The organism is Vreelandella olivaria (assembly GCF_023507745.1).
GTDB lineage: Bacteria > Pseudomonadota > Gammaproteobacteria > Pseudomonadales > Halomonadaceae > Vreelandella > Vreelandella olivaria_A.
On record NZ_JALPZO010000034.1, the window covers coordinates 1 to 13356 of the forward strand.

General features: G+C 52.0%; 11 protein-coding genes. 4 read left to right on the forward strand and 7 right to left on the reverse strand.

The features are described from left to right. The 7 genes from HP566_RS02685 to HP566_RS02715 form a co-directional block, all read right to left on the reverse strand. A partial coding sequence (locus tag HP566_RS02685) for a retention module-containing protein (RefSeq protein WP_249975726.1) occupies positions 1-1206 on the reverse strand: 1206 nt, incomplete at its 3' end. Between the two features lie 208 nt (positions 1207-1414). Next, positions 1415-2041 carry a response regulator transcription factor gene (locus tag HP566_RS02690; protein ID WP_249975727.1) on the reverse strand — a complete coding sequence of 209 codons (627 nt, stop codon included), beginning with the start codon at positions 2039-2041 and terminating at the stop codon, positions 1415-1417. A 3-nt stretch (positions 2042-2044) separates the two neighbouring features. Next, positions 2045-3475 carry an HlyD family type I secretion periplasmic adaptor subunit gene (locus tag HP566_RS02695; RefSeq protein WP_249975728.1) on the reverse strand — a complete coding sequence of 477 codons (1431 nt, stop codon included), beginning with the start codon at positions 3473-3475 and terminating at the stop codon, positions 2045-2047. Further along, a complete protein-coding gene (locus HP566_RS02700) occupies positions 3475-5652 on the reverse strand; it encodes a type I secretion system permease/ATPase (RefSeq protein WP_249975729.1) in 2178 nt (725 codons plus the stop codon). Before HP566_RS02700 ends, HP566_RS02695 begins: the two co-directional genes overlap by 1 nt. 196 nt (positions 5653-5848) lie before the next feature. Next, complete coding sequence (locus tag HP566_RS02705; protein WP_249975730.1) at positions 5849-7411, reverse strand: TolC family outer membrane protein; 1563 nt, start codon at positions 7409-7411, stop codon at positions 5849-5851. Positions 7412-7840: 429 nt separating this feature from the next. Continuing rightward, positions 7841-8704, reverse strand: coding sequence for a DMT family transporter (locus tag HP566_RS02710; RefSeq protein WP_249975731.1), 864 nt, complete (start codon positions 8702-8704; stop codon positions 7841-7843). Further along, positions 8701-8970: a SelT/SelW/SelH family protein gene (locus HP566_RS02715; protein ID WP_249975732.1), complete on the reverse strand. Its 270-nt coding sequence runs from the start codon at positions 8968-8970 to the stop codon at positions 8701-8703. The genes HP566_RS02710 and HP566_RS02715 overlap by 4 nt, the downstream gene beginning before the upstream one ends. 83 nt (positions 8971-9053) lie before the next feature. On the opposite strand from HP566_RS02715, the gene HP566_RS02720 reads away from it, so the two are divergent. The 4 genes from HP566_RS02720 (at position 9054) to ettA (ending at position 13341) form a co-directional block, all read left to right on the forward strand. Then, positions 9054-10367 (forward strand): MFS transporter, encoded by a 1314-nt coding sequence (locus HP566_RS02720; protein ID WP_249975733.1) that lies wholly within the window; start codon positions 9054-9056, stop codon positions 10365-10367. A gap of 170 nt (positions 10368-10537) precedes the next feature. Beyond that, positions 10538-10969 carry a PAS domain S-box protein gene (locus HP566_RS02725; protein ID WP_249975734.1) on the forward strand — a complete coding sequence of 144 codons (432 nt, stop codon included), beginning with the start codon at positions 10538-10540 and terminating at the stop codon, positions 10967-10969. Between the two features lie 165 nt (positions 10970-11134). Beyond that, positions 11135-11347 carry a PA3496 family putative envelope integrity protein gene (locus tag HP566_RS02730; RefSeq protein ID WP_249975735.1) on the forward strand — a complete coding sequence of 71 codons (213 nt, stop codon included), beginning with the start codon at positions 11135-11137 and terminating at the stop codon, positions 11345-11347. A 332-nt stretch (positions 11348-11679) separates the two neighbouring features. Beyond that, the gene (ettA, locus tag HP566_RS02735) at positions 11680-13341 is read left to right on the forward strand and encodes an energy-dependent translational throttle protein EttA (protein ID WP_249975736.1); all 1662 of its coding nucleotides are present in this window, start codon (positions 11680-11682) and stop codon (positions 13339-13341) included. Positions 13342-13356: the final 15 nt, after the last annotated feature.

The following is a 13356-nucleotide window of genomic DNA, read 5'->3' on the forward strand; positions in this document are numbered from 1 at the left end:
GCTGATCACCAGGGTGACGGTCTCGCCTGCGGCGACGTCGACGGTGGTGCCGCTGATCTCGACACTGGTGACGTCATCCAGGGCGCCCAGGGTGACGCTGAGGCTGCCGTCGAGGGCATCGAGTTCGACCGTGTCGGTGGCATCGATGGTGTTGCCGTTGTTGTCCGTGGCGGTGGCGACCACGGTGAGTTCCCCGTCGGTCAGGCTGTTGACGTCGACAGCGTCCACGCTATAGCTGCCGTCCGGGTTAACGGTGGCGGTGGTGTCGACGGTGGTGCCGTTCTGGTCGGTGATGGTGAGGACGACCGTTGAACCTGCGGGCACATCCTGGGTGGTGCCGCTGATATCCAGGGTGGCGGTGTCGTTGTCGACGGTGGCCGCCACGGTGATGCTGGACGCGACGGCATCGAGTTCGACCGTGTCGGTGGCATCGATGGTGTTGCCGTTGTTGTCCGTGGTAGTAGCGACAATTGTGAGCGGGCCATCAATCAAGCCGCTGACATCGATATCACCCACGCTGTACGAACCATCTGGGTCCACGATGGCGACCGTCTCGACACTATTACCACTTTGATCAGTAATAGTAACAGTAATAGTGTTGCCAATAGGAACACTACTCACTGCACCACTAACCGCTAACGTGCTTGTACCAGTACTAGGGGGCTCAGCAACGACCGTCAGCGAACCATCAGGAGATGGCTCAACAATGGATTCGTCTTCCGCCACTAGTGCCGCAGAAGCACCATCGAACTCAACAAACTCAGCTTGTTCAAGCCCTCCTGAGGTTTGGAAACTTAGGGGGTCGGTTTCTTCTGCAATACGAGCAACACGTACGAAACCGTGCCCATCACCACCGCCACCACCGGCACCACCTGCTGCAGCTGCATCAAGTAGCTCAAGAAGGTCCCCCTCTCCTTCTTCTAAGGCTGCTAATAGCGCTTCGACATCATCGTCAAGTGCGCTTGCATCTTCCGTGGCAACAATCTGTTCACTGTTTAGCTCAGGGCTAACCGCAACCTGCTGGCCGCCCTCAACAACGTTGGAACCGCTACCGTCAGCGAAATCTAACTCAATACGACCATCGCTGGAGGTAATAAGCGTTTCACCTTCCTGAAGCACATCACCGATGCGCAGTTCGCGTAAATTGCCAGCTTCATCACGCGCCCAAGCCTGGCCCGAAATAGCGATAACGGTTGCGATTGCCATATGTAATCCTCGATCATTGTTGAGAGCCGTATCACTGGCGCATCGGCACTAGTTCCAATAACGGCATATGCATTGATCGTAGGAGAGAGAGGAATAAAAAAATATTGTACCGATGGACAAAAATAGCGTTTCCAAATGCCCCCTGTAATACCTTCACCATTTATCCAATAGCACTATTATGAACATGAAAGGCCAGTAAAACTTCACATTACTCCTTGGCCCGCTCGGCAATTGGTGCAAGTTTTAAGATAAGCTGAAGGCGATCCCGAACCGCCAGCTTTTTGAAAATAGCGCTGAGATGAGCTTTGACTGTGCGCTCAGTAATATCAAGCTGGCGTGCAACTTCCTTATTTGTAGCCCCTCGTGCCACTGCCAGGGCGACGCCCCGCTCACGCTCTGTTAAACACGCAAGATGCTCACCGTGCAGAACCCTATCGCCTTCACCACGCTGCTGGAGTGCTTTAAAGGAGCCTCCCAACACTTTGGCAAGTAGTTCCTGGCCAACCCACACCCCTTGGTTAGTGACTACCAACGCGACTTGTTTGAGCACTTCGGGGGCAGCGAGTGTATGTACATATCCTCGCGCCCCAAGGTCCAGCGACCTCAACGCTTCATGGTCATTGGGCGAGTAACTTAATACAACCACAATCGCGTCCTGGGCTGCTGCGGCACTAATAAGCTCCGCCCACCCTTCAACAGTCGTTGACAACCACACCACGTCATTTGGCTGTGCTTTACCAATAAATACATCTGGTTTAGAAGCTACCAGCTCAGGAAACGCCTTTTTCCAGCGTTCCTTGAGGCTCCCATCTGTTGTTATAAACCAATGCTTCATTAGTTAGCGCTCCCCCATGGAATCTCGCCACGCCCTTAAAACAGGCTTAAGCAGAAACTGCATTACTGTCCGCTTACCCGTCACAATATCCACTTGCGCCGTCATGCCTGGTATTACCTGCAACCTGTCAGCGACGCTTTCATTCTCTAAGCTGCGCACTCTCACCAAGTAGAAGGTATTGCCATCATCATCGGTGATGGTATCGGCACTAATATGCTCCAGTTCAGCCTGTAAACCACCATAGATGGCGTAGTCATAGGCGGTAAGCTTGATAGTGGCAGGCTGACCAGGGTGCAGAAACGCAATATCCTGCGGGGCAATACGAGCCTCTACCAATAGCTGGTCATCACTGGGAACAATCTCTACAACTTCCTGGCCAGGCTGAGCCACACCGCCGATGGTGTTGATATGAATGCGTTGAACAACCCCATCCACAGGTGAACGAATTTCGGTAAGGCGTACCCGATCCTGTAACCCCGTTCCAGACTGTTGCAAAGCATTTAAATCACCGAGCACCTGAGCCAGATCGTTACGCCATTCACTGCGTCTTTCCGCCCCCAACTCTCGCAGTTGCGTTTGCGCCTCTTCCACCGCTGCCTGCAAGCGAGACACGGCTGCATCTGCCTGGCTGCGCTCACCTGTTGCACGGGAAACTTCCCGCTGCAAACGCAGCACCTCAACCTCAGACACCGCACCCGAAGCAAGAAGGGGGCGGGTTAAATTGAGTTCCTGGCTGGCCATACTGGCTTCACGCTGTGCAGTGTCGCGTCGCGCCTGAGCTTCTCTGAGTTCCTCTTGGCGTTGCCGGATACGGTCATTGAGCACATTCTCTTGCTCACGTAACTCTTCACGCCGACTTTCATATACCTCACGCTCCTGGATCACGATATGAGGTACTTCCTGACGCAGTTCTTCGGAAGGTTCAAAAGGCGTATTGGTAGCTAGCGCACGCAGCCGTTCGGCCCGTGCTTCCAACGCAAAGCCCTGCGCTCGATTTTCACGAAAATCTGAAACAAAGCGGGTTGGGTCAATCTGCATTAGCACCTCGCCAGCACTCACCACCTGCCCTTCCCTTACCATGATTTGCTCGACCACCCCTCCATCAAATGACTGGATGCGCTGTAGCTGACTGGCTGGTATGACTCGCCCCGCCCCACGAGTAACTTCATCAATAGCAGCAAAATACGCCCATACAAGCAGCGCAACGATGGTAATCAGGACGGTATAGAGAAACAGTCGTGCCCGAATGGGTTCTTGCTGCATACGGGCCCAGTCAGTATCACTGGCCCAATCACGGCTGAGGTGCGCAGAAGTAACCCGCCGGGCAAATATCCGGTCAATAAAGGGACGAAACGGTTTCTGGCCTTTTTCAGAGAAACGGCCTATCGCCTCAAAACCTTTCTGCTCTGATGTTGAAGAGGGTGCCTTCGCCATTACGACGCCCTCCCAATCTGCCCTTTACGCAAAGCATCCACAACGGTATCGCGCGGGCCATCTGCAACGACTTTACCTGCATCCATTACGATAATGCGGTCAACCAAGGAGAGCAGCGAAGTGCGGTGTGTCACCACCAGGATCGTTTTACCTGCCGCCACATTAATAAGGTTCGCCTTAAACGCTTCTTCGCTGGCGTTATCCATCGAGCTGGTGGGTTCATCCAATAGTAAAATGGGAGGATCCTGGACGAGTGCCCTGGCAATGGCTACCGACTGTTTTTGACCTCCTGAGAGAGCCTGCCCACGCTCGCCTACCTGAAGGTCCACCCCACTTGGATGACTATTGACCAATGGCTCCAGCCCGGCGATTTCGATTGCCCGGAGCAGAGCCTCATCATCCACACGATCGCTTCCTCCTCCGGCTACAATATTGTCACGCAAGGAGCCTGCAAACAGGCTGACATCCTGAGGTACATAGCCAATGTGACGACGTAGTTGGAGAGGGTCCAACTGGCGAATATCGACACCATCGACAAGTACGGCACCAGAGGATGGCTGGTAGAAGCCAAGTACCAGCTTATTGAGAGATGATTTGCCACAACCAATGCGTCCCAGAAGCGCTACTTTCTCTCCTGCTTTAATGGAAATGGAAACATCTCTTAGCGCTTCCCGCTCTTCGTTAGGGTAGCGCAGGGTGACTTTTTCTAAACGGATGCTGCCAGTGAGGTTTGGTTTTTCCACATAGGCCTTGCCCTCATGACGCTCTACTTTTTTATCCATCACACCATTTAACGACTCCAGCGCCGTGGATGACTGATGGTATTGGGCGAGTAACGCCGCGGCCTGGCTAATAGGAGCCATCGCTCGCGACGACAGCATATAAGCAGCAATCAGCCCCCCTTGGGTCAAATTGCCCTCAATAATCTGGTATACCCCAATGATAATGACGCTAACAGCCACACTATGCTGCGCCCACTGGGCGACATTAGAAACCGATGTGCTCACCAGTCTTAGCTGCGCTGACGTACGGGATAAAAACGCGGTTGCCTTTTCCCAGTGGCGCTGAATACGGCTTTCCGCTCGCAATGCCTTGACATTTTCCAATTGGGAAATTGACTCAACCAAAAGGGCATTACGCTGAGCCCCTACTTCCCAGGTGGTTTGTGAGAGCTCGTGCAACTTACCTTGCGCGGCTAAAGCGTATAACAGTACAAATGCAACCCCAACCAGTACAGGCAACACCAGCCAGGGGTTTACAAGCGCAATAATGGCTGCAAATAGCAAAACGAAAGGCAGATCGACAATCCCCAAAATGGTTGCCGAGCCAATAAAGGCACGCACCGACTCAAATGATTGAAGCGTTGATGTAAATGACCCCGTTGAGGCTGGTCGCTCTTCCAGGCGCATACCCAGTGCTTTCGCCATGATTGAGGAAGATAACTTTACATCAGCGCGACTTGCGGCAAGATCAACAAAGCTACTGCGCATCAAGCGCAACGCCAAATCAAAACACAAGACAATAAATATGCCGATCGCAAGCATCCAGAGGGTTTCAGTCGCCTGATTGGGTACCACGCGGTCATAAACATTGAGTACAAATAGCGGCATCGCCAATGCAAACATGTTAATCGCGATAGAGCCCAAGACAATATCACGGTATAACCGCCTGTTTTCCTGAATCACTCCCCAAAACCAATGCTGATCCTGGCGTTTTTTCACACCAGCATCTGCTGTGTTGTCCACTCTAAACTTGGGCCGTACGTAAATGGCTTCGCCACTATAGCCTGCAAATAGCTCATCCAGCGGTACTTCAATATCTGCTTCGGAGAGTTCAGGAAAGATAACTTTCGCTTTTTTCTGCTTGAGATCCAGCCCAAGCAGTACGCAGGCACGACCAGGCTCCAGCAGTAGAATAGCGGGAAAAAGCGCAGGATTAAGACCTGATAAATTGCTCTTAACAATTCTTGCGGTCAGCCCAGCCCGTGAAGCCGCTCGCCCAAACACAGAAGGGATAAGCTTGCCTTGCTCCAAAGGCAGGCCTGCTTTCAATGCTTCTGATGACACTTCGTGCTGATGGTATGATGCAACTGCTTTTAAACACTCCAGTAGCTCATCGCTTGTTTCCTGCCCATCGTTACGGGCAGTCCTCTGCACTGTCAGCTTATTTTGTGCCACAGAGTCCTTCTCTCCCTTTCAGAACCTGCATGTTCCTACTGTGTTTACATGAATATGGCTTGCGGCCTGCAGAAAGCATTAATCACCCGGCCGCCTGTACATCGATATTCTGCATCATATACACAACCATGAGTGAGGGTTGTGACAGCAAATTCAGTCACGTCCCTGAGGGTGAAAGGCCGCCAGCCGCTACTACTCACACGTCATTAACCAGTTTGTGGTTTAACTGGTTAGCCAGCAACTCCGTATACCCAGGGTCAGCGTATGCCGTTGGGTACATACTATCGGGTAATGCGGAAATTCCGCGGGTGAAGTCCTCTAGAGTAAAGCCGCTTGGGCCATCTATCGCGCAGGCCTGCTCTGCACTCAGGGTCGCGCCTTCGTAACCCAGTTCAGCCAAGCTTGGAATATCATCACGGGCTACCTGTAGGGCCTGCATGAGTTGTCCCATCGCCGCCAGGGTACGAGCCTGTGCCAGCGTCAGGTCAAACTGTGCATTGGCATGGGCACGGCTTGCCTCGAAATATTCGTTCTCGCTGTCCAGAACGTCCAGCAGTGTGCGTTGACCTATATCGAATTGTTGTTGGTAAGCGCCACGCACCCGGTCAATCGACTGGCGATGCTCATTCAGATAACTTAGTTGCTCACTTAAACGCTGCGAATCGTTATAGGCAATTTGGGTTGTCTGCCTAACGTTAGTACACGCCAATTCGCGCTGATTTTCGGCCTGCTCAATACGCGTTGTCGCTGCATTAAAGGCCGCCAGATCAGAGCCACCGCGATAAAGGTTCATACTGGCAACCAGTTGGATACTATGCTCATCCCGGCGGCCGGCAATTGCATCATCCTGGTTATTAGTGCCTGTACGTCCCTGAATATCCAGGCGCGGCATAAAGGCAGATCGTGCACCTTCACGCTCTGCGCGTTGTACCGCAATATTTTCAATAGCGGCGTGGAAGTCGGGATTACCCTGAAACGCCATTTCCACGGCTTGGCTCACATCAGCCGGAAGCTCACCGGAGAGTGAAGGTACAGGCGACATATTTTGCGCTGGCAATGTACCCACAATGCGCTGAAAACGCGCCGTAACATCATGAAGATTTGATGCTTCCGACATTAAATTTGACTCAGCCAACGCCAAGCGGCCACTGATTTGCTCCAGGTCAACACCACGCCCTGCGCCGGAAAGTGCACGCTCTTCAATCTGCCCAAAGACACGCTGGTGCTCACGGTAGTTATCCTGGGCAAGACGGACCAATTCCCGGTAGCGCTGCACATCTAAATATGCCCGGAATGCTTCAAGAGTGACTTCCTCGCTTGCTCCAAGCAGTTCGAAGTAGGCAATCAGTCTTGTACGGTCCAAACGCTCCACTTCACTTCGTGTAGCAAAGCCATCAAACACCATCTGGGTGAGGGTTAATTCCGCAAAGTCACTGTTATAGCTACCTCGACCATCATTTTGCTGATCCTGTCGCCCTACCCCGGCGGACACATCAATAGATGGTAAGTAATTGCCTCTGGCAACCCTGACATCGCTGCCTGCAGCGCTAAAGTTAGCCCATGCAGCGTTTACCTCAGGGTTGGTAATAATGGTTTGCTGAATAGTACCCGATAAATCTATTGCACCAGGTGCATATAGGCTTGCCGGTAGCGACTGAGCCATTAATGGCAAAGGAGCACACACCAACGACGCCAACGCAAGAGGGGTTAATACATAGCGTAAGGTTGGCTTTCGTGAATACAGTGCTATTTTATCCATTGCGATTCCCTTTCTACTATTATCCCACCCGCTCCTATTGCCTGCTGTTTATTCATGTCAGTTTGCTTGGCTTTAGTCAGGTGGAGAACGATGCCCTTTGTGCGCTTCCCGAGTGAAGATCGGTATTCAAGCGCCCCCTTAGGCAACCACTTCCATACGAAAAGATTACTTCCACACAAGAAGAGTTGCCATACCCACTCATTACAAAACCAAAAGTAACAAAAAATTACAAACAAAACCACATTAAAAAAGCCTGTCACCAAAATATTATTCAGATGATGTGACACCAAGCGTTTTGGTTAGCAAGTCATATGGTTCAGTAATAGCAGGGTAGCAGAGCAATCATCGTCAGGCGCCCAAGACGCGAGAAATTACAATAGCGCTCCATTATTCATAGCCAGACGCCGCAAAAGGTGACCTATAAACGACTTACTGACGCTGCTGGAGCCCCAATCCGGTCAGGATAAGTACCAAACCAAACAGAGTGGAAGGCAGAATGGGCTCCCCGACAATTGCAAACAACAGCAAGAGCGAGACGGGTGGAGAGAGAAAGATCAGGTTTGAAACCTTGGCGGTTCTGGATACTTTATGTACGGCTGTCTGCCAAAGAATAAAGGCAATGCCCATTTCAAAAAGCCCCACATACACCCCCGCCCCCAGTGCTGGCCAGCCATGCCACTGTAAGCCAGGCCCTAATAGCAGCAATAGTGTTAGTACAGGCAGTCCGACACTAAAGTTTTGCCATTGCCCTACTAGCGGCAAACGCTGATCCCTGGCATTCAAAAGCCAATAGAGAGCCCATAGAATGGTCGAGGCAAGCGCAAATAAAACCCCCAAAAGATCCGCAAACGCTATATTGAACACACTGCCACGGGTGGCAATCACCCAAACCCCAGCATAAGCGATAAACCCCGACACAATATCCATGCGTGTCAATCGCTGCTTAAGAATGGGAACTGCCAGCAACCCCATCGCCAACGCCCAGGTATAATTTAGCGCCATCGCTTCCTGCCCTGGCAGGCAATCGTAAGCAGCAAACAGAGCCAGATAATAGGCAACAGGGTTCATTAAGCCAGCCCAGGCTGCAGTACGCCAACCCGAGCGCAATGCCAGCGGGAAGTGACCTTGGTGCCAGAGAATACCCCCCATCAGCACCCATGACACCAAAGCGGCCAACCACATCAGCTCAAGGGGACTCATCCACGTAAGCGCAAGTTTGAACGCAGTAGCAACTGTCGACCATAAAGCAACAGCACCTAGTCCATACAGAACAGCCTGACGATCCTGAGTCACCGGTCAAGGTGCCCTAAATCACGCGTGGGTTCGATGTGATCCCGAACCTGTTGCTTAAGCGACTTAATATCGGGAAAACCTCCGTCGCGCTTGCGCTCCCATAGCAGCTTGTCGTCACACCAGATTTCAAAAGTCCCTCCATGGGAAGGAGTTAATGCGACTTCCGCTAGACTTTCACCGAAAGTGGAGAGTAGCTCCTGCGCATACCATGCGCTGCGAAGCAGCCACTGACATTGAGTACAGTAACGAATTTGAATGCGCGACATACTTGAGTTCCTTAAAGCGTTTTAATATGGCATCCAGCACCGCCATTCTGTCAGCTTATATTAGTAATCGCCAAGGAACCAAGATGACAAAAAACAATGTTTATCAATCTCGTTTATATGAGTGGTTGACTGGTGATGAAGACAGTCGCATGTGTGATGACATACCCGATGGCGCCTGTAAGGAGCAGCCCCGCAACTTCGCCTTACACCTATTTGCCGCGTTGGGTAATAAACTTGCTGATGAGCTGTCCAGTGCTCGCCTGATCCTCCCATGGCTAATGGGCATTATTGGCGCTCCAGTATGGATGGTGGGGCTACTGGTTCCCATCCGGGAAGCTGGCGCCCTTCTACCACAATTGTTTGTGGCGGGTTTTATTCGCTTGAGACCTAAACGTAAATGGGTATGGGTGGCCGGAGCCATCCTGCAAGCAATAGCCGCGCTGGCTCTCGCCATACTTTCGCTCATGGGCAATGGCTCCATAGGAGGCATACTTGTATTAGGTGTGCTTGTTTTGCTCTCGTTAGCACGAGGCCTGTCCTCAATTGCCACTAAAGATGTATTAGGAAAAACCATCGCCAAGCGGCGGCGGGGTACACTCATGGGCTGGAGTGGAAGCGTGGCTGGCGCCGTTACGTTACTGGCAGGCGTTGTTCTTATGTGGTTCGGCGATCAACCTAGTAACGTCGCCCTAGCGCTATTACTTAGCATTGCTGCGTTAGGTTGGTTTCTGAATGCCTGTTGCGCCGCATATATTCAAGAGGTACCGGGGGCCGTCGAAGGCGGAGAAAACGCCTGGGACAGTATTCGGCTGGGATTATCTTTGATGCGATCTGATCGTACCTTTTTGCACTTTAACCTTTCCCGTGCCCTGCTGCTGTCTAGCGCCTTGGCCCTCCCGTATCTGGCACTGCTGGGTCAGCAGCAAAGTGGTACCGAGCTGGGAGGGCTGGGCCTTTTAGTCGTGGTATCAGGCATTGCAGCCATGCTGGCAAGCCCCATATGGGGCAAGCGCGCTGACCAGTCGAGCCGCCGTGTAATGCGCGACGCAGCCGTTGGTACTGTACTGTGTTGCCTGTTAGGCGCCTCCCTGGTTTGGCTTCCCGGCGAATGGACACAAACCGTGTGGCCCTATGCAGTGATTTATGCCCTGCTGGTCATCGTACATCACGGCGTACGGATTGGGCGTAAGACCTATCTTCTGGATATGGCCAACCAGGATAACCGTGCGTTATACGTTGCCCTTTCCAATACGCTAACAGGTGTTTTGATGCTAATAGTGGGCAGCGCTATTGGCGCCGTTGCACAGTGGCTAGGCAGTGCGACGCTGCTGCTCGTGCTGGCAGGTACTGCCTTTTGCGCCATGTTAAGCGCACAAAAATTGCCTGAGGTAGAGTGATGACTTAAATTGCACTATCTACAACACCCGCCAGGATGGAAGCAAATAGCGGTAATTAGCCTGTTTTTTGCTATTCTACCTGTGTTGTTGGTACGCCATACAGCCAAGCCCCGCGTTGATGGACATCGCCATAGCAGTGGCAGAGTGAAAGCAGCAACAGGAACCCATTGATGAAACAACCTCCCCTGATCAGCCCAGAGCTACTTGAGCGCATTGTTGATGCTTCAGAAGATGGCATTGTCGTTGCAGAGCGAGAGGGCGATGACAATATCCTCATCTATGTTAACAAAGGATTTGAGCAATTAACCGGCTACAGCGCCGATGAAGTCCTTTACCGCGACTGTCGTTTTTTACAAAATGAAGACCGCGACCAGGACGCTCTGGCAGTCATTAGAGATGCACTGAAGAATGGCCGCACATCCCGGGAAGTGCTGCGTAATTATCGTAAAGACGGCACTATGTTTTGGAATGAACTCTCCATTACCCCCGTGTTCGATCAGGCAGATAACCTGATGTACTTCATCGGGGTACAAAAAGATGTAACCGAGCGCGTCGAGACACACAAGGCGCTGGCTACTCTTCAACAGAAGCAAGCTCAATAGCCAAAATCCACAACAAATTGTCATCAAGGACTTGAATTTCAATCCAAGTGGCGTTATACAGCGGCTAAGCGCTTACAGTAGTGCTAGGCGCTTCTTATCCAATCAACGTGTTAGATAGGAAGCCGTTGTGATGCCGGTACGCCGGCTTGGGTTGGAGGGCATACCATGAGCCGTAACCCCTTAAATCGTGAAACCTATATCAGCGATGGGCTTGACGCTGACGAGTTCGATAACGTAGACGCCGTCAACGACGATCATTACGGTAAGAGCAAACCCAGCAAGGCAGACACTCTGCGCGCCCGGCGCCAGGTTGAAGCATGGCTTGAAGAACGACGATTACAACGTGCGATTGAAGACGATTGGGATGAAGAAGAGTAGCCACACTTACACTTAAGTGCAGTACCAACGTCCTACTGACAACCTTTGTCCGTTGACCGTCCTGTCTTTGAAATACAGTATTATTGCAGCAGTAACAGCATAGCCAGCAGGATTGTTGTTGCAAATCGCTACTGTTAAGACAGTAGCTCCTTCTACCACTGCTCTAAACTTTAGGGGCAATAGCATTACCGCCCCTTACCTGTGTATTTCCACGAATTGTTCGTGATCAGGGTGGCCTGTCTTCTGGCCTTTGGCCGCACTGGGCACTATCATCTGAACCTCATGCCAGCACTCTGCTGCGTCTCTTTTTTTCAACAACCTAATGGATTTCCATGGCGCAATACGTATTCACCATGAACCGGGTTGGCAAAGTTGTGCCGCCCAAAAAGCAAATTCTCAAGGATATTTCGCTATCGTTTTTCCCTGGCGCCAAGATCGGTGTACTGGGTCTGAACGGTGCCGGCAAATCCACACTGCTGCGTATCATGGCCGGTGTCGATCAAGAGTTTGAAGGTGAGGCTCGTCCGATGCCAGGTATCAATGTGGGTTACCTGCCACAGGAGCCCCAGCTTGACGACGAAAAGAGTGTCCGTGATACCGTCGAAGAAGCCTTAGGCTCGATTAAAGAAGCCCAAGAGAAGCTGGACGCGGTATACGCCGCTTATGCTGAGCCTGATGCCGATTTTGACGCCCTGGCGAGCGAGCAGGCGAGACTTGAGAACATCATTGAAGCCGCTGACGCTCATAACCTCGAGCGTAAGCTTGAAGTCGCTGCCGAAGCACTGCGCCTCCCCCCCTGGGATGCCAAAGTAGGTAACTTATCAGGCGGTGAGCGCCGCCGGGTTGCACTCTGCCGCTTACTGCTTTCCAGCCCGGACATGCTGCTGCTTGATGAGCCTACCAACCACCTGGATGCGGAATCCGTCGCATGGCTTGAACGCTTCCTGCACGACTACAATGGCACCGTGGTTGCCATTACCCACGACCGCTACTTCCTCGATAATGTGGCAGGCTGGATTCTAGAGCTTGACCGGGGCCAGGGTATTCCATTCGAAGGCAATTACTCCCAGTGGCTGGAGCAGAAAGAGCAACGCCTCACCCAGGAAGCCAAGCAGGAGGCCTCACGCCAGAAAGCGATCAAGCAAGAGCTGGAGTGGGTGCGCAGCAACGCTAAAGGTCGACAGGCGAAAAGCAAAGCTCGCCTTAACCGCTTTGAAGAGATGCAGTCGGGCGATTTCCAGAAACGTAATGAAACCAATGAAATCTATATCCCACCTGGTCCACGCCTGGGTGATAAGGTCATTGAATTCCATAACGTGACGAAACGCTTTGACGAAAAGCTACTTTATCAAAACCTTACCTTCACCATCCCCCCTGGCGCCATTGTGGGCATCGTGGGTGGCAACGGTGCTGGTAAGTCCACACTCTTTAAGCTGGTGACAGGTAAAGAGCAGCCTGATGAAGGCGAAGTAGTCATTGGTGAAACGGTTGATATCGCCTATGTCGAGCAGTTGCGCGACGCGCTAGACGATAAACAAACAGTTTGGGAAGCTGTTTCTGACGGCCAGGATATTCTCAATATTAATGGCTACGAGGTCTCCTCGCGCGCCTATGTTGGTCGCTTCAACTTTAAAGGCAACGACCAGCAGAAGCGCTTGGATGAGCTTTCCGGCGGTGAACGGGGCCGCCTCCAGCTTGCACAAACCTTAAAGCTGGGCGCTAACGTATTACTGCTGGATGAGCCCTCTAACGATCTGGATATCGAAACCCTTCGGGCCCTGGAAGAAGCGCTGCTGGCCTTCCCTGGCTGTGCCATGGTGATTTCTCACGACCGCTGGTTCCTTGATCGTATTGCGACCCATATTCTGGCGTTTGAAGGTGATTCAGAGGTTGTCTTCTTCGATGGCAACTACACTGAATACGAGGAAGATCACAGAAAGCGTGTTGGCAACGACACACCTAAACGCATGAAATATAAACGTATTGATGCATAATTCAATAAGCAGAAA

Excerpts from the sequence above, each read along its gene's own strand:
- HP566_RS02690 (WP_249975727.1), bottom strand. The coding sequence starts at position 2,041 with ATGAAGCATTGGTTTATAACAACAGATGGGAGCCTCAAGGAACGCTGG.
- HP566_RS02695 (WP_249975728.1), bottom strand. The coding sequence starts at position 3,475 with ATGGCGAAGGCACCCTCTTCAACATCAGAGCAGAAAGGTTTTGAGGCG.
- HP566_RS02705 (WP_249975730.1), bottom strand. The coding sequence starts at position 7,411 with ATGGATAAAATAGCACTGTATTCACGAAAGCCAACCTTACGCTATGTA.
- HP566_RS02715 (WP_249975732.1), bottom strand. The coding sequence starts at position 8,970 with ATGTCGCGCATTCAAATTCGTTACTGTACTCAATGTCAGTGGCTGCTT.
- HP566_RS02720 (WP_249975733.1), top strand. The coding sequence starts at position 9,054 with ATGACAAAAAACAATGTTTATCAATCTCGTTTATATGAGTGGTTGACT.
- HP566_RS02725 (WP_249975734.1), top strand. The coding sequence starts at position 10,538 with ATGAAACAACCTCCCCTGATCAGCCCAGAGCTACTTGAGCGCATTGTT.
- HP566_RS02730 (WP_249975735.1), top strand. The coding sequence starts at position 11,135 with ATGAGCCGTAACCCCTTAAATCGTGAAACCTATATCAGCGATGGGCTT.
- ettA (WP_249975736.1), top strand. The coding sequence starts at position 11,680 with ATGGCGCAATACGTATTCACCATGAACCGGGTTGGCAAAGTTGTGCCG.